Annotated in this window: 11 protein-coding genes; 5 read left to right on the forward strand and 6 right to left on the reverse strand. The window is 69.2% G+C overall.

Going from position 1 to position 16,649, the window contains the following annotated elements:
* Positions 1-29 precede the first annotated feature (29 nt).
* Positions 30-776 carry a GntR family transcriptional regulator gene (locus ACQ3HB_RS07690; protein WP_430919235.1) on the forward strand — a complete coding sequence of 249 codons (747 nt, stop codon included), beginning with the start codon at positions 30-32 and terminating at the stop codon, positions 774-776.
* A gap of 87 nt (positions 777-863) precedes the next feature.
* Here the strand turns inward: ACQ3HB_RS07690 and ACQ3HB_RS07695 are convergent, their stop codons facing one another.
* From ACQ3HB_RS07695 to ACQ3HB_RS07715, 5 genes are all read right to left on the reverse strand, one after another.
* Positions 864-2,363, reverse strand: a complete 1,500-nt coding sequence (locus ACQ3HB_RS07695; RefSeq protein ID WP_430919237.1) for a CoA-acylating methylmalonate-semialdehyde dehydrogenase — start codon at positions 2,361-2,363, stop codon at positions 864-866.
* A 93-nt stretch (positions 2,364-2,456) separates the two neighbouring features.
* On the reverse strand, positions 2,457-3,356 hold the full coding sequence (locus ACQ3HB_RS07700; protein WP_430919239.1) for a Cgl0159 family (beta/alpha)8-fold protein: 900 nt from the start codon (positions 3,354-3,356) through the stop codon (positions 2,457-2,459).
* Positions 3,349-4,320 (reverse strand): 5-dehydro-2-deoxygluconokinase, encoded by a 972-nt coding sequence (gene iolC, locus ACQ3HB_RS07705; RefSeq protein ID WP_430919240.1) that lies wholly within the window; start codon positions 4,318-4,320, stop codon positions 3,349-3,351. The genes ACQ3HB_RS07700 and iolC overlap by 8 nt, the downstream gene beginning before the upstream one ends.
* Positions 4,321-4,566: 246 nt before the next feature.
* Positions 4,567-7,548, reverse strand: a complete 2,982-nt coding sequence (locus tag ACQ3HB_RS07710) for a glycoside hydrolase family 2 TIM barrel-domain containing protein (RefSeq protein WP_430919242.1) — start codon at positions 7,546-7,548, stop codon at positions 4,567-4,569.
* Positions 7,549-7,646: 98 nt separating this feature from the next.
* The gene (locus tag ACQ3HB_RS07715) at positions 7,647-10,145 is read right to left on the reverse strand and encodes a glycoside hydrolase family 95 protein (RefSeq protein WP_430919243.1); all 2,499 of its coding nucleotides are present in this window, start codon (positions 10,143-10,145) and stop codon (positions 7,647-7,649) included.
* A 268-nt stretch (positions 10,146-10,413) separates the two neighbouring features.
* Between ACQ3HB_RS07715 and ACQ3HB_RS07720 the strand changes: the two genes are divergently transcribed.
* From ACQ3HB_RS07720 to ACQ3HB_RS07730, 3 genes are read left to right on the forward strand one after another with little or no spacing between them, the layout of a single operon-like run.
* Entirely contained in the window at positions 10,414-11,316 is a 903-nt protein-coding gene (locus ACQ3HB_RS07720) for a TIM barrel protein (RefSeq protein ID WP_430919245.1), read from the forward strand.
* Positions 11,313-12,452: a Gfo/Idh/MocA family protein gene (locus ACQ3HB_RS07725; RefSeq protein ID WP_430919247.1), complete on the forward strand. Its 1,140-nt coding sequence runs from the start codon at positions 11,313-11,315 to the stop codon at positions 12,450-12,452. The genes ACQ3HB_RS07720 and ACQ3HB_RS07725 overlap by 4 nt, the downstream gene beginning before the upstream one ends.
* Positions 12,449-15,229 carry a glycoside hydrolase family 38 N-terminal domain-containing protein gene (locus ACQ3HB_RS07730; RefSeq protein WP_430919249.1) on the forward strand — a complete coding sequence of 927 codons (2,781 nt, stop codon included), beginning with the start codon at positions 12,449-12,451 and terminating at the stop codon, positions 15,227-15,229. The genes ACQ3HB_RS07725 and ACQ3HB_RS07730 overlap by 4 nt, the downstream gene beginning before the upstream one ends.
* 133 nt (positions 15,230-15,362) lie before the next feature.
* On the opposite strand, the gene ACQ3HB_RS07735 is transcribed toward ACQ3HB_RS07730, so the two are convergent.
* Positions 15,363-15,956, reverse strand: coding sequence for a GNAT family N-acetyltransferase (locus ACQ3HB_RS07735; protein WP_430919251.1), 594 nt, complete (start codon positions 15,954-15,956; stop codon positions 15,363-15,365).
* Positions 15,957-16,047: 91 nt separating this feature from the next.
* On the opposite strand from ACQ3HB_RS07735, the gene ACQ3HB_RS07740 reads away from it, so the two are divergent.
* Positions 16,048-16,644, forward strand: coding sequence for a GNAT family N-acetyltransferase (locus ACQ3HB_RS07740; RefSeq protein WP_430919252.1), 597 nt, complete (start codon positions 16,048-16,050; stop codon positions 16,642-16,644).
* The last annotated feature ends 5 nt before the right edge of the window (positions 16,645-16,649 follow it).

Raw genomic sequence — 16,649 nt, forward strand, 5'->3', positions numbered from 1 at the left:
CCCGCCTCGACAGAGATGAGACCTCGCCTATGGATTCGTTCACAGCGCTCTTCGACGACCTGGACCGCTCCGGTCCGCTGCCCCTCTACTTCCAGGTCGCGAGACGGATCGAAGGCGCCATCGAGAGCGGGATGCTGCCCGCCGGCACGAAGCTCGAGAACGAACTCAAGCTCGCCGACGACCTCAAGCTGTCCCGCCCGACGATCCGCCGTGCCATCCAGGAGCTCGTGGGCAACGGTCTGCTCGTGCGCCGACGCGGCATCGGCACGCAGGTCGTGCACGGCAAGATCACCCGCAAGGTCGAACTCAGCAGCCTCTTCGACGACCTCTCGAGGGACCACAAGGTCCCGACGACGACGCTCCTCGTCCACGAGCTCGTCACGCCGTCCGGTGACGTCATGGAGGCGTTGGACCTGAGCTCGCCCGAGCCGATCCTGCACATCAAGCGGCTGCGTCGCGCCGACGGCGACCCGCTCGCACTCCTCGAGAACTACCTGCCGGCCGAACTGTCGGACATCACGGCCGAACAGCTCGAACGCCAGGGGCTCTATCAGATCCTGCGTGCGCGCGGGACGACGATGCGTGTCGCGAAACAGCGCATCGGCGCCCGTGCCGCGACCGAGGAGGAGGGCACGCTCTTCGCGCGCCCCGTCGGATCGCCCGTCCTCACGATGTCCCGAACCCTCTACGACGACGGAGGTCGCGCGGTCGAGTACGGCGTCCATTCGTATCCTCCGGAGAGCTATTCGTTCGAGATCACCCTCGTCGAGACGTGATCTGACGAGCACTGAGCTGCTGCTAGCGCTGCCGCCCGTCCGAGCGAGGTCTCAGGACGGGCGGCAGCGGTCGTTCCGGGCGGGCCGCTAGTTCTGCGGGAAGCCCAGGTTGATGCCGCCGTGCGACGGGTCGAGCCACCGGCTCGTGATCGCCTTGGAGCGCGTGTAGAAGTGCACGCCCTCGGCGCCGTACGCCTTGGTGTCGCCGAACAGCGAATCCTTCCAGCCGCCGAAGGAGTAGTAGCCGACGGGGACGGGGATCGGCACGTTGATGCCGATCATGCCGACCTGCGCCTCACGCTGGAAGCGACGCGCGGCGCCGCCGTCGTTCGTGAAGATCGCCGTTCCGTTGCCGTACTGGCTCGAGTTGACGAGCGCGATGCCCTCGTCGTAGCTCGGGACGCGCACGACGGAGAGGACGGGGCCGAAGATCTCGTCCGTGTACACGCGCGAGTCGGTCGGCACCTGGTCGACGAGGGTCGGGCCGAGCCAGAAGCCGTCCGCGGCGCCGTCGACCTGGATGTCACGTCCGTCGACGACGAGCTTCGCACCGTCCTCCACCGCGATGTCGAGGTAGCCGGCGACCTTGTCGCGGTGCTGCTTCGTCACGAGCGGGCCCATGTCGCAGTTGCGGCGTCCGTCGCCCACCGTCAGGGTGGCCATCCGTTCCGTGATCTTCGCGATGAGCGCATCGGCGATCGATTCGACGGCGACGACGACGCTCACGGCCATGCAGCGCTCGCCCGCGGAGCCGAAGCCCGCGTTGATGGCGGAGTCGGCGACGAGGTCGAGGTCGGCGTCAGGGAGCACGAGCATGTGGTTCTTCGCGCCGCCGAGGGCCTGGACGCGCTTGCCGTGCGCCGTGCCCGTCTCGTAGACGTACTTCGCGATCGGCGTCGAGCCGACGAAGGAGATCGCGGCGACGTCGGGGTGCTCGAGGAGTCCGTCGACGGCGACCTTGTCACCGTGCAGGACCGTGAAGACGCCATCGGGGAGACCGGCCTCCTTGAGGAGCTCCGCGAGCCAGATGGCGGTCGACGGGTCCTTCTCGCTCGGTTTCAGGACGACCGCGTTGCCGGCCGCGATCGCGATGGGGAAGAACCACAGCGGGACCATGGCCGGGAAGTTGAAGGGCGTGATGATGCCGACGACGCCGAGCGGCTCGTTGGTCGAGTACACGTCGACGCCCGTCGACACGTTCTGCGAGTACTCGCCCTTCTGCAGGTGCGGCATCGACGTGGCGAACTCGACGACCTCGAGGCCGCGGGCGATCTCGCCGAGTGCGTCGGAGACAACCTTGCCGTGCTCCGAGGTGATGATCTCGGCGGCCTCCTGCTTGCGCTCGTTGAGCAACTCGCGGAATCGGAACATGATGCGCTGACGCTTCGCGAGCGACGTGTCAGCCCACGCCGGGAACGCCGCCTTGGCGGACGCGACCGCCGCATCGACGTCGGCGGGGGTCGCGAGGCGGACCTCCTTGGTGACGATGCCCTCTGCGGGGTTGTAGACGGGCGAGGTGCGGGTCGACTCGCCGACGAACGACGCTCCGTCGAGCCAGTGCTCGACGACCGGAACGGATGATGTCATGTGGAGATGCTCCTTCGGTGATTCAGTGCTGTTGGGGAGTCGACTGCTGGGGAGTCGCTTGTCGGGGAACGGTCTGTCGGGGAACCGGCGAGCTCAACGGGCGGCGGCGAGGACGCCGCCGTGGACGAGCGATGCGGCCGTCGAGACCGCGTCGACGACGTTGCCGGAGGCCGGGTACAGCAGCGCACGCCCGACGACGAGGCCGCGGACGCCCGGCAGCGCGAGCGCATTCGACCAGTTCTCGTAGTTGGCGTCCTGGTCCTCGCCCGGCTCGCCGCCGAGGAGCAGCGTCGGAAGCGTCGTGGCCTCCATGACCCGTTCCATCTCGGGGACGACGGGGAGCTTCAGCCACGAGTACGCGGACGAGGTGCCGAGGCCGCTCGCGATGCTGACGGAGTTGATGACGGCTTCCGTGCTGAGATCGTTGACGATGCCGGAAGCGGTCCGGGTGCTCATGAACGGTTCGAGCATGATCGGCAGCTGCAGGTCAGCGGCTTCCGACACGGCGCGGGCGGACGCTTCGAGCGTCGCTGCGCTCCCAGCGTCGTTCAGGTCGACGCGCAGCAGGAGCTTGGCGAAGTCGAAGCGGGCGCGGACGATGCTCGCCGCGGTGTACGCCGTGAACCGGTCGTCCATCTCGAAGCTCGCTCTGCGGAGGCCGCCACGGTTCATCGAACCGACGGCGATCTTGTCGTCGAGCGCACCGAGCAGCAGGAGGTCCTCGAGGATGTCCGGCGTGCCGAGCACACCGTCGACGCCGGGGACGCTGAGGGCGGTGACGATGCGGCTGAGCAGGTCGTAGCGGTTCGCCATCGCAAGGGGGTCCTGGCGGATGCCGAGGGCGCCGCGTGCCGGGTGGTCGACGGCGATGATGAAGAGCTTGCCGTCCTCGCGGAGCAGCGGGCGACGACGACGCGACGACTGGAGTTCGGCGATGCGCTCCGGGTGGCTCGCGCGGGCCGCCTGCAGGTCATCGAATGAGAGTTCAGACATCAGCGGCTCCTTCGAGAGCACTCAGGACTTCGGAGGTCGTCGGCATGGCCGTCGAGCACTCGAGTCGGGACGCGACGATCGCACCTGCGACATTGGCGAATCGGATGGTGCGTTCGAGCGACCAGCCGGAGAGCAGGCCGTGGGCCAGTGCTCCCCCGAAGCTGTCGCCCGCGCCGAGGCCGTTGACGACCTCGACGGCGTGGACGGGGACGACGATCGATTCCTCGCGCGTCTTCGCGAGGACGCCGAGCGGTCCCTGCTTGACGATCGCGAGTTCGATGCCGCGCTCGAGGAGGGCGTCCGCCGCGCGCTCCGGCTCGGTCTCGCCGACGGCGATCTCGCACTCCTCCTTGTTGCCGATGGCGACCGTGACGTGTTCGAGCGCGGCACCGACCTCTCGGCGGGCGTCGTCTGCGTCCTCCCAGAACATGGGACGGTAGTCGAGGTCGAGGATCGTGAGTGGCCGACGAGCGCGGGCCTCCCACGCGGCGTGGTGGGCGGATCGGCTCGGTTCGCTCGACAGGCCCGTGACGGTGGACCAGAAGATCCGGGCGTTCGCGATGGCGTCGAGGTCGAGTTCGTCGGCGTTGATGACGAGGTCGGGCGCCTGCGGCTGGCGGTAGAAGTAGAGCGGGAAGTCGTCCGGCGGGAACAACTCGCAGAAGGTGATGGGCGTGTTCAGACCCGGTACCGAGGACACGTAGCGGTCGTCGACGCCGAGGCGCTGCAACTCGGTGTGGATGAAGCGCCCGAAGGGATCCTCACCGGTCCGCGAGATGAGCGCGGCCCGCACACCGTGACGCGCGGCGGCGACGGTCACGTTGCCGGCGGTGCCGCCGAGGAAGCGACCGAAGGTGCTCACCCGATCGAGGGTGACCCCGGATTCCAGTGGGTAGAGGTCGACTCCGACCCGGCCCATGGCCAGGAGGTCGAACCGGGTGGCGTCATCGGGTGATGCGCTCATCTCACGTCCTTCACAAACAGTGCGGCTCCGGCATCGGGTGTCGGAGTGGGGTCGGCATCGCCGGTCGAAGTGTCTCGACCCGGCCGTTGCTTCCAGAATACACAGCTCAAGCTACTTTGTCCTGACATATAGACAACCCGTCACATGTTGTCGTGTTTTGCCGGGCTTCCCGAACGAACGGGCGCAACACGAAGGGCCTCGGACCGCGCAGGGAATGCGCGGCCGAGGCCCGTTCGAATCGGTTCGCTACACGCCGAGCACCGTGAAGGTGAACCCGAGCGATGCGCCCGAGACGATCAAGCGTTCCGGCAGACGGACCGACGGCCCGCAGGTCGCCGATCCGACGCCGTTGATCCCCGCATCGAGGTGCAGCCAGAGGACGGATCCGGCGTGCAGCTCGTTCGCGTGTGTCGCGCGCTCGAGCTCGGCGATCGACCACGGACGGACGGCCAGGTCGAACGGCGTGTGGCCGTCGATGCGCAGGGCGCCTCCGGTGAGACCGAGTTCGACCGTGCGGGTGTCCATGCGGTACCCGTTGTCCTGCGGCACGACGTAGTTCGTCTGCAGCTCCGCGACCGACGCGCCGAACCGGCCGACACGCGCAGCGACCTGCGAGTCCGGGTAGTTCTCGGCGGGCCCCTGGCCGAACCAGCTGACGGGCACCGATGCGGCGTCCTCCTGAGCGAGCCCGATCGTGAGACCGAGGCGTGGGAGCGGGTTCCGCCACTCGCCCACGCGTTCCGCGGTCAGTTCGAGCGAGAGGGCACCGTTCACGGCTCGCCAGCGGTAGACCGCGTCGAACGCGACGTCGGTGTTCGCACCGGCGACGCGCGTGCGGCGCACGAGTTCTTCGGCGCCGTCGGCGTCGCGGACCACCTCGAGCGAGACCCCGCGCTCCTCCAGACGGTCGAGTCCGTCGATCCGCCAGGTCTCGACGGCGGGCGGTTCCTCCTCGAGCCCCGGATAGCGGTCGTTCTCGGTCGGTGCGCGCCACGCGTCGAGCGCGGCCGTCAGGACCTCCGCGCCCGCGAGGCGGATGAGCACGCCACGCCTGTCGAACACGGCGTCGGCTATCGCGTAGCCGCCGTCCGCCGTCCGTCCGATCGCGGTGGCCCGAGCGGGAACCGTCTCCCGTTCGATGCCGACACCGAAGTCGTGCTGCCCGATCGCCAGGACGTGCCCGGCATCGGCCCACACTGCGTCATCGGCCGTCACGGCACGGAACGTGAGGAAGCGCTCGCCCACAGCTCCCGCAAGTGCCGTGCGCACGGCTTCCGGCAGAGCGACCGCGCCGATGCTGCGCGGGGCGATCGTGGGCACGTCGAGGTCACCGCTCGCGAGCTCGACGCCGTCGGCCTCGACCACCCAGCTGAAGCGAGCGCTGTCCGTCGTCTGGAAGCTCAACCGGTTCTCGATCGAGACGGCAGCGGCAGGCGCTGCCGCATCGCTCGCCGTGCCGCCGGCCGTCGTCGCGTCGATCGCCGTGCCGTCGTCGTCGAGCAGGAAACGGAACGGTGCGATGACCGCCGCGTACTCGATGAGTCCTGGCGACGGCGTGCGATCCGGCAGCAGCAGGCCGTCGACGACGAACGAGCCGTCGTGGATCCGTTCGCCGAAGTCGCCGCCGTACGCGTACCCGATCGACCCGTCCTCCGCGACGACCTCGATACCGTGGTCGAACCACTCCCAGACGAAACCGCCGGCGAGCCGCGGGTAGGCGTCGAAGATGCGCTCGTAGTCCTCCAGGCCCCCTGGCCCGTTGCCCATGGCGTGCGCGTACTCGCACTGGATCATCGGCATGTCGCGACGGGCCGCGTCGAGCTCCGCGTTCGCGAGGCGCGGTTCCGCCTGGCGTCCGATCTCGTCGAGCTCGTCGAAGGTCGCGTACATCCGGCTGTAGATGTCGACGCCCTCGCACTCGGCGTCCTGCTCGTAGTGGATGGGGCGCTCGGGGTCCCGGTCACGGGTCCACTCGGCGTTCTTCGCGAGGTTCTCGCCCCAACCGGCCTCGTTGCCGAGCGACCAGATGACGACGCTCGTGTGGTTCTTGTCGCGCTCGACGGTCCGGCGCATCCGGTCGAGGTAGACGTCCGCCCACTGCGGATCGCCCGACGGGTTCCCCCGCCAGTCGACGAGTGAGAACCCGTGCGTCTCGAGATCGCACTCGTCGATGACGTAGAGGCCGTAGCGGTCGCACAGGTCGAGGAAGTACGGGTCCGGCGGGTAGTGGCTCGTGCGCACGGCGTTCATGTTGTGGCGCTTCATGAGGCGGACGTCGTCCTCCATCGTCTCGCGGCTCACGGCACGGCCCGAGCGCGGATCGAAGTCGTGGCGGTTGACGCCGCGGAACGTGATCGGCTCGCCGTTCAGGAGGAGCACCGGTCCGTCGATCGAGATCGTCCGGAAGCCGATGTGGAGCGTGATGCGCTCCGCCGGCGTCGAGACGACGAGTTCGTAGAGGCGCGGGACCTCTGCAGACCACGGCTCGATCCCCTCGAGGATCACGAGCTCGTCGGGCGTGAACGAGGCGTCCAGCTCCGGGAACTCGATCGAGACGGCGTCGGCGGTGCTGATCGCGACCTCCACCTGCAGGGTGCCCGCACCCGTCGCGGCGTCGTATCCGGCGTGCACGAAGACGTCGTCGATGCCGCCTGCCGGGCGGTGCAGGAGCGCGACGGAACGGAAGATGCCGGACAACCACCACTGGTCCTGGTCCTCGACGTAGCTCGCGAAACTCCACTGGTGCACGCGGAGCGCCACGAGGTTCTCGCCGTCGACGAGCGCGTCGGTCACGTCGAACTCGACGGCGAGCCGGCTTCCGGACGAGTCGCCGATCGACTGCCCGTTGACCCACAGCTCGAACCACGAGTCGACGCCGTCGAAGCGGAGGAGCGTTCGTCCGCCGTCCCACTCTGGCTTCACGAAGACGGTGCGGTACTCCCCCGTCGGGTTCGCATCGGGGACGAAGGGCGGGTCGACGGGGAACGGGTACTGCTGGTTCGTGTAGATGGGCGAGCCGTGGCCCTGGAGCTGCCAGTGGCCGGGGACTTCGATCGTGCCCCAGTCGTCGCCGCGCTCGGTGGGATCCGCGGGAGTCGCCGCGGTCGGCGACAGCGCGAACTTCCAGGTGCCGTCGAGGCTGAGGCTCGCCGCATCGGTCTCCACCCTGGCTCTGGCGGGGGAAGCTCCACGGGGTGGACGGATGGTCTCGAAGGTGGTGGTCACCATTCAGCCTTTCATAACGACGGTGGGAGGTCGAGGGGTTCTGAGTCGGGTTCTGGATTGCAGCAGGTGGGTTGCAGCGGGTGGGTTGCAGCGGAGCGGCGCTACGCGGTGACGGCGGCGAAGTCGGCCGCGGTGAGCCGAACCGTTTCGCCCGCCGTGAGATCGATCGTCACGCGTGCGTCGCCGAGGAGGACGTCGAGGCCCGTTCGGCCGGACGGACGGATCGCGCGGAACGTCGCTTCCACGAGGTTCGGCCGCTGTGCGACGCCGCTGATGCCGTCGGCGCCGTCAATGCCGCCGATGCCGTGCTCCGCCGTCCACCGCACGTCGACTTCGATGCCGGGTCGTGCGACGAGGCCGCGAACCGAGCCGTCGCGCCATTCCAGCGGGACCGCTGGCAGGAGGACGAGCTCGCCCGTGTGGCTCTGGAGCAGGGACTCGGCGATGCCGGCGACGTACCCGAAGTTGCCGTCAATCTGGAACGGCGGGTGGGCGCCGAAGTAGTTCGGGTAGAGCCCGCCCTGCTGGACGTCCGTTCCCGCGGGAGCAGGTCGGAAGACGAGCCGGAGGAGGTCGGAGACCTTGTCTCGCTGGCCGAGCCGGGCCCGGAGCGCGAGCTTCCAGGCGAGGGACCAGCCGGTCGAGTCGTCGCCGCGGCCTTCCAGACTGCGGAGCACTCCCTCCCGGAGGTTCGACGTCAGGCGCTCATCGCCCGGGAACACGCTCACCAGGTGGCCGAGGTGACGATGCGTCGGCTCCACCTGCGGATGGTCGGCGAGCCACTCGACGATCATGCCGTCGCGTCCGACGGACAAGCCGGGGATGCGCGGCAGTGCGGCGCGTGCGGCCTGCACGACCGCATCGTCGCCGAGGTCGAGGCGATCCGACAACCCGATGACCGCATCGAACAACCACGAGATGAGGCGGAGGTCCATCGTGGAGGACACTCCGACCGCGGACTCGCCGCCGGCCGGCGTCGCGAAGTGATTTTCGGGAGACGTCGATGGCGAGGTGCCGAGCGTGCCGTCCGGTCGTTCGATGAGCCAGGAGAGCGCGAACTCCGCCGCGGATCGCATGATCGGCCACGCTTCCTCACGGACGAAGGCGTCGTCGGCACCGAAGCGCACGTGCTCGAACAGGCCCTGGGTCAGCCAGGTCGCGGCGAGCGGCCAGAACGCCCACGACGGATCCGCGCGGCCGATGCCGACCGGTGAGGTGTACGCCCACACGTCGGTGTTGTGGTGGGCGACCCACCCCGGAGCGCCGTAGAGCCGCTCGGCCGTCTCCCGACCCGCGATGCTCACGCCGCGCACGAGGTCGACGTACGGCACGAGGCACTCGCTGAGATTCGCCGTCTCGGCGGGCCAGTAGTTCATCTCCGTGTTGATGTTGACCGTGTAGTTGGAGCTCCAGGGTGCGCGCAGTTCGTCGTTCCAGAGTCCTTGGAGCGTCGCCGCGACACCTCCCTGACGAGAGGCGGAGATCAGCAGGTAGCGGCCATAGTGGAAGAGCAGGGCTGCGAGCTGGGGGTCTGCTGCCATGGCGCCGCCCGGCGCTTCGACGGCGTGCGCCAAGCGCTGGTCCGAGGAGCGAGCGCCGTCCGTGGGCTCGGACGAGGGTGGAGCCGCGAGGTGGAGCTCCGTGCGGTCGTAGAGCGCGCCGTGGTCCGCGCGCTGGCGGGCGCGCACTGCGTCGGCACCGAAGGAGAGCGCCGCGCCGACGCGGGCAGCGGCGCGCGCACGCGCATCGTGCTCGTCACCGGATGGAGCCCGTCCGATGCCGTCGAACGTCGTCTCGGTCGCGAGGACGATCGTCGCGCGCGTCACACCGGCGGCGCTGCGGGAGCCCGCATCGGCCCCGTCGGCGAGACCGGCGTCCGTGCCGTCGTGCTCCCAGGAGAGGACCACGGCGCCGCGGAGCGAATCACCCGGCGCCGTGGAGTAGCGGACCGGCTCTGCCGGTTCGTGCGGCGGAGGGACGTCGCACGGGAGGAGGAGATCGATGCCGCACCCTCGTTCATCGCTCTGCGAGCCGATGACGCGGAGCGGGGAGGTGAGGGACACCGTGAGATCGACGGGCGCATCGGCTTCGAGCGTCACGAGCAGGACGCCGTCCGGGTGAGAGATCGAGGAGCGCCACACCAGGCGGGTGCCGGTGGCCGAGCCGGTGGACCCGCGACCCGCGAGCACGTAATCCACCACGTGTTCCGCCGTCCGGAGGTCGAGATGACGCGAGAACGAGCGGACGTCGCCGGCGTTGGATCCCCTCGGTCGAGCGTCCACGAACAGGTCGGCGAACGGCAGGTAGCTCTGCGAGTAGCGGCCCTGGAGCCGCTGCAGCTCGCTGATCGCGCTCGCGTGGTCGTCCAGGTCGAGCGCGGAACGGGATGCAGCGAGGGCGTCGGCCGCCACCTCGGCGTTCACGAGACCGAATTCCGCCTCACTCCGTGGGCTTCCGGACCACGCTGTGCCGTCGTTGAGCTGGAAGCGTTCACGACCGGGCGTGCCGAAGACCATGGCGCCGAGCCTGCCGTTGCCGAGCGGCAACGCCTCGAGCCACGTCGCGGCGGGCCGGTCGTACCGGAGTTCGTGCGTGCTCACGTGTCACTGCTCCCTTGCTGTGTCCTGCGGATGTGCGGTGTCTGCTGATGTCTGCTGCGGCCGGCCCTGCGGGTGTGAACGGTTGCGGAACGCTGATCGTCCGATGTGAACCACCACGCATCGAGCGGCGGAGTCGTGGGTACACTCGCTAGAGTGAATGTTTGTAAGGACATTCTATGTAATGCTCTCAATCGCTCAAGTCGTCCGCCCCACGGCGTGCGAGCGAGCACCCTCACTTCCCCGACCACATCCCCCGAAAGGAGTGCCCGTGCGGATCGCAGGCGCACCCGTCAGTTTCGGTGTCTTCGAGCTGGAGCCGGAGGAGGGTGCCGTACTTCCGGGACCCGACGACATCGCTGCAGCCCTCCACGACACCGGGTACCGAGGCATCGACCTCGGACCCGTCGGCTTCCTCGGCCGCGGCGCCGAGCTCCAGGACCGGCTCCGTCGGTACGAGCTCAGCCTCGTCGGCGGGTGGGTCGACCTCCCGTTCCACGATGACGCGGCCTTCGCAGCGAGCCTCCCCGCGCTCGCCGAAGCACTCGACAACTTCATCGAGGGAGCCGCAGTCGATCCGCAGCACCTCCCGCTTCCGACGCTCGCCGCCAGCGCGACGCCGGACCGCCAGGCGCGACCGGGCGGCGGCGACGGTCTGAGCCTCGACGAGGCGGGCTGGACGACGTTCGCGGCGAACGTGCAGCGCGCAGCAGCGCTCGTGCGCGAGCGCGGACTCGAGCCGACGTTCCACCACCACACGAGCACCTACGTCGAGACCCCGGCGGAGATCGACGAGTTCCTGGCCCGCACCGATGTCGGCCTGACGCTCGACACCGGGCACCTCATCATCGGCGGCGGCGACCCGATCGAAGGCCTCACGCGCTGGTCCGACCGCATCAACCACGTCCACTTGAAGGACGCACGCACCGACCGTCTGCGCGAGATCCTCGCCGCGGGCGGGGGCATGCGCGAAGTCTGGTCCGGTGAGGCGTTCGTCGCCCTCGGAGCGGGCGATCTCGATCTCGAAGCGGTCATGGAACACCTCACGAGCACCGGCTTCGACGGCTGGCTCGTGATCGAGCAGGACGTCATCCCCCGGCCTGGCGACACGATCGATCGTGCGATCGCCAACCAGAGAATCAACCGAGAAGCCCTCAGAAAGTGGTTGCCATGACCAAGAAGATCCGCATCGGCGTCGTCGGCCTGGGCGCCGTCGCCCAGTCCGTGCATCTGCCCCTCATCCAGCGCCGCTGGGACCTCTTCGAGCTCGTCGCCGTCGCCGACCTGTCCCCCACGCTCCTCGCGAGCGTCGGCGACCAATTCGGCATCGCGGCCGCGAACCGCCACGACAGCCTCACCACGATGCTCGCCGCGGAAGCACTCGACGGCGTCGTGCTGCTGACCTCCGGCTCGCACGGCGGACCGGCGCTCGAAGCCATCCAGGCCGGCGTCGCCGTGTTCTGCGAGAAGCCCCTCGCGTTCTCCCTCGAAGAGGTCGACGCCCTGGCCGCGGCCGAGGCAGCAGCCGGTCGCCCGTTGCTGCTCCTCGCGTACATGAAGGAGTACGACGCGGCCGTCCAGGGCCTGCGCGAACTCCTCCCCGCAGCGGAGGACATCCGCTACGTCGACGTCGAGGTCCTGCACCCGAGCCCCGGCTCGCAGCTCGCGTACGCGAACCTGCAGCCGCCGGCACGCGACATCGACCCGTCCGTCATCGCCGGCTTCAAGCAGCGCGACGGCGTCGCGATCGACCAGGCCATCGGAGCAGGCACCCCCGCGGTGTTCCGTTCGCTCTACACGGACGTCATCGCGGGCAGCCTCATCCACGACATCTCCGTGCTGCGTTCACTCCTCGGGTCCATCACGAGCGTCGACAGCGCGAGCCAGTGGGGCAACGTCGACAGCGCGGGATCGCTCGAATTCGGCGGCACGATCTCGGCAGGTGCGCGCGTGCACCTGCACTGGCACTACCTCGCCGACTACCCGGCGTACCACGAGACGGTCCGGATCCACCACACGACCGGCACGCTCGAGGTCGAGTTCCAGGTCCCGTACCTGCTGAACGCGCCGACCGAGCTGCGCGTCGTCGCGCGCGCCGGCGTCGGCGGAGAGACGAAGACCGTCACGCGTGAGGTCTCCGAAGCGTTCGAGACCGAACTCGCAGCGTTCCACACCCTCGTGACGGAGGGCGTCGCTGCGCCCACCGGCATCAGCCACGGTCGCGAGGACCTCATCACGGCACTGCGGATGGCTCGCGCCCTCGCGACCGCGCAGGGCATCACGATCGGCGGAGAGGCGGCACAGGCGTGACCGACACCACCCAGGCACCAGCAGGCGACGCGGCGAACGGCACCGACGGACACCCGTCCGGCATCGTCTTCGTCCCCCACACCCACTGGGACCGCGAATGGTACGAACCGTTCCAGGTCTTCCGCTTCCGGCTCGTCGAAGCCCTCGACCAGGTCCTCGAGACCGCCGAGCGCGACCCGCAGTTCCGGTTCACGCTCGACGGGCAGACCGCGGCCGTCGAGGACTACCTCGAGATCCGTCCGGAGAACACCGAGCGCATCAAGGCCATCGTGCGCAGCGGCCAGCTCGCCCTCGGCCCGTGGCTGATCCTCCTCGACGAGTTCCTCTGCACGGGCGAGACGATCATCCGCAACCTGCAGCTCGGCTGGTCCGGCGCCGAGCGTCTCGGTGGAGCGATGCCCGTGGGCTACCTCCCCGACATGTTCGGTCACGTCGCGCAGATGCCGCAGATCCTGAACCGCGCAGGCATCACGACGTCAGCCTTCTGGCGCGGCGTCCCCGGAACCGTCGACGGCCACCAGTTCCGCTGGGTCGCCCCCGACGGCTCGAGTGTGCGCTCCGAGTACCTGTTCGACGGCTACGACAATGCCCTCGACTTCCTCCTCGTCCCGGACGAGATCCCGCGCGCCCTCCGCGACTACCACCGTCTGACGAAGGAACGCTGGGGCGACGAGCCCATCCTCGGCATGGTCGGCACCGACCACATGGCGCCGAATCCGGAGCTCATGAACTGGGTCCGTCGCTTCGACGAGGCGGCCTTCCCGATCGCCGTCGAGACGCTCACCGAGTACTTCGAGCGCTACGCGGCTGACGCCGAGGGCGCCGCGAAGCTCGTCGACGTCGTCGGTGAGCTCCGCAGCCACCAGCGCGGCAACATCCTGCCCGGTGTCATCTCGATCCGTCTCGGACTCAAGGAGGCGATGGCCGACGCCGAACGCATCCTCGACGAGGCCGAGCGCGTCGCCGCCCGCTGGTCCGACGAGGACTACGAGCCGTTCTTCGACATCGCCTCTCGCGGCATCATCGAGTCCACCGCCCACGACTCCGTCGTCGGCTCCGGCACCGATGAGACCGTCGAGCAGGTCGCCGCACGTCTCGCAGAGTCCGCACAGGCCGCACGCTCCGTCCGGGACGGCGTGCTGCGCGAACTCGCGAAGCCCGTGTCGAGTGACGCGTACGTCGTGGTCAACACGCTGCCTCGCGACCGCACCATCTTCGTCGACGTCGAGGTGGCCTCGCCGGACGAAGAGCTGCCGCTCGTCGCGAAGCTCGCAGACGGCACCGTCCTGCACGTCCAGGAGATCGGTCGCACGAAGACCGTCCTCGGCGACGAGCGCATGGATGCTTCGCAGGTGGACCGCGTCATCCGTCGCATCCACCGTCGTGAGCTGTTCGGTCAGGACATCGACACGTGCACGATCGAGCCGAACCGCCTGACGTTCCGCGTCGCCGAGATCCCGAAGACCCCGGTCTTCGACCTGCTGGCCACGCGCGACGCGCTCACCGAGGCCGCTGCGGCGCACCCGGGCGAGTGGCACGTCCTGACGCTCGCCGAGCCGCGTCGTCGGGTGCTCGTCGCCGTTCCGGTCCTCGCGTCAGGCAGCACCTCGTTCACGATCGCCCAGGGCGAGTCCGAGGCGACCGTCTCCCCCATCGCCGCTTCGGAAGAGGGCGCTGGTGCGACGATCGGCAATGGTCTCGTCTCCGCGACGATCACCGCGGACGGCACCGCGACGATCACGGGAGCCGACGGCACCGTGCTCGAGGGCGTCGGCCGTCTCGTCGACGAGGCCGACCGTGGCGACAGCTACAACTTCGGTCCGATCTCGTCCGGTGAGGTCATCGACGCCCCGGTGAAGGTCGTCGTCGAAACCGTCGAGGTCGGCGATGTCCGCGCCGTCGTCCGTGCGCTCCGCACGTACGCACTGCCCGTGTCGCTGTCCGAAGATGTCGACGTCCGCTCCACGGAGACCGTCGACACGACGATCGAGACCCGCTACGAGGTCCGCGCGGGCGAAGGCTTCGTGCGCGTGAGCGTCGAGTACGTCAACCAGATCGCCGACCACCGTCTGCGTCTGCACGTTCCGCTGCCCGAGGCAGTCACCGGGTCGGCTTCGGAGGGCCAGTTCTCGGTCACCGAGCGAGGCCTCACGAGCGAGGGCGGTTGGGGTGAGTTCCCGATCCCGACCTTCCCGGCGACGTCGTTCGTGAACGCCGGCCCCGCAACGGTCCTGCTGAAGCACGCGAGCGAGTACGAGGTCGTCGGCGACGGCACCGAGCTCGCGATCACGCTCGTGCGTGCCGTCGGTTCGATCAGCGTCAACGTGCACCCGCTGCGCGACGAGCCTGCGGGTTCCGAGATCCCGATCCCCGGCGGTCAGGAGCTCGGCACGAACGTGCTGGCAGAGTTCGGCGTCGTTCCCGTCCGGGGCGGCTGGCAGCCGGCCGGCGCCGTCGCCCTCGCAGAGGAGTTCCGTGCAGACGGCCTCGTCGCGCGCGGAACGCAGCGAACGGGGGGCACGGTTCCGGCTCCGGAGGCCGGCATCCGCGTCGACGGTGCTGACGTCCAGGTCACGACCCTCCGCCGCGTCGGCGATGCGACCGAGGTGCGACTCGTCGCCCTCAGCGCTTCCCCCGTCACGGCGACCGTTTCCGGCTCGTTCGCGTCTGTCGGCACGGTCGACCTGCTGGGTCGCCCGTTGTCATCCGAGGACGCGGCCGGATCCGTCCAGGTCGAGCTCGGCCCGTGGGAGATCCGGACGCTGCACCTGCGCTGAGCGGCAGCGACGTGAGCTGAACTGCAGAGCGCTGAACTGCAGAGCGCTGAACAGCAGAGCACCGAACAACAGGGCCCGGCCGCACACGACGTGCGGTCGGGCCCTGTTGTGTGCGAGGCGCGAGATCATCCAGCTAGGCCATGGCGATGAGCCAGGCCGTGGCATCCGGCGAGAGCTCTCGATCCGCGAAGGCTCGGCGCATGACGGGAGGAGCCGGAGAAGACGAGGTGGCCTCCGTCTCGGACGAGACGCCCTCCCACACGAGCGAGAGGCCCACCTTGCGGACGACTCGTTCAGAGGCGGGATTGTTCGACAGCACCCGAGCGGTGACGGCTCGGTCCGGGGCGACTTCGGCGGCTGCCTCGGTGGCGGCTCGCGAGACCGCCGTCGCGAATCCTCGCCCCCAGGCTCGCGGTGACAGCCGGTAGCCCAGGTTCCAGAGGTCGGGTCCCACGAGGACCACGCCGCCCGTGCCGATGAAGGTGCCCTCCGGGAGCTCATCGTCGGCGGCTTCGGGTCCGACCCGCATCGCCCACATGCCGAGCCCCGTGAGGTGTCGGCTTCTCGTGGTGTTCGCAATGTTCCGCGCCGTCTCGTCGGGATGCCGGTGGCGGTGCGACGGCAGATGCGCCCAGGTCCGCGGATCGGAGTAGACGGCGAACATCTCCGAGAGGTCGGCTTCCGTCAGGGGTTCGAGGACGAGTCGTCCGGTGTCGATCTGCTGCACCCCATCATTCTGGCTCGCACCGCTGACATGGAGCTCTGGGGTCTCGGTGCCGTCAGCCCTGCCCTGGTCGAGGTTCCCCTAGGCTGATCCGATGTTCGAGCCACGCGAGATCGCCGATGACATCCTGCTGCGCACGGTTCAGACGACGGACGCCCTGGCCATTGCGACGGCGCTGGCGCAGAACCGGGCCTACCTCGCCCCGTGGGAACCCGTCCGCCCGGAGGCGTACTTCACCGAGAGCTGGTGGACGACGGAACTCCTCCGCGCGACACGAGCGCTCGGCCAGGAGGCGGAGCTCCCGCTCGTGCTCGAAGACCTCCGTGGCGGCAGTGGATCTCGTGTGGACGCCGATCCCGGGACGATCGCACGCAACACGTCAGTCGTCGGACGGTTCACGCTCGGGAGCATCTCCCGCGGTCCGTTCCAGAGCGCCGGTCTCGGCTACTGGGTCGTCGAATCGCACGCTGGACGAGGACTCGCCTCGGCGACCGTGCAGGCGATCGTCGCCGATGCGCGCGATCGTCTGGGCTTGCACCGCATCGAAGCCGGCACCCTGCCGGACAACGCCGGGTCGCAGCGCGTCCTCGCGAAGGCAGGCTTCGAACGCATCGGGTACGCGCCTCGCTACCTGTCGATCAACGGCACCTGGCAGGACCACGTGCTCTTCCAACGGATCCTCGAGCACTGAGCCCC

This window comes from Plantibacter lichenum (assembly GCF_050587525.1).
Lineage (GTDB): Bacteria > Actinomycetota > Actinomycetes > Actinomycetales > Microbacteriaceae > Plantibacter.

Excerpts from the sequence above, each read along its gene's own strand:
- ACQ3HB_RS07690 (WP_430919235.1), top strand. The coding sequence starts at position 30 with ATGGATTCGTTCACAGCGCTCTTCGACGACCTGGACCGCTCCGGTCCG.
- ACQ3HB_RS07695 (WP_430919237.1), bottom strand. The coding sequence starts at position 2,363 with ATGACATCATCCGTTCCGGTCGTCGAGCACTGGCTCGACGGAGCGTCG.
- ACQ3HB_RS07700 (WP_430919239.1), bottom strand. The coding sequence starts at position 3,356 with ATGTCTGAACTCTCATTCGATGACCTGCAGGCGGCCCGCGCGAGCCAC.
- iolC (WP_430919240.1), bottom strand. The coding sequence starts at position 4,320 with ATGAGCGCATCACCCGATGACGCCACCCGGTTCGACCTCCTGGCCATG.
- ACQ3HB_RS07710 (WP_430919242.1), bottom strand. The coding sequence starts at position 7,548 with ATGGTGACCACCACCTTCGAGACCATCCGTCCACCCCGTGGAGCTTCC.
- ACQ3HB_RS07725 (WP_430919247.1), top strand. The coding sequence starts at position 11,313 with ATGACCAAGAAGATCCGCATCGGCGTCGTCGGCCTGGGCGCCGTCGCC.
- ACQ3HB_RS07740 (WP_430919252.1), top strand. The coding sequence starts at position 16,048 with ATGTTCGAGCCACGCGAGATCGCCGATGACATCCTGCTGCGCACGGTT.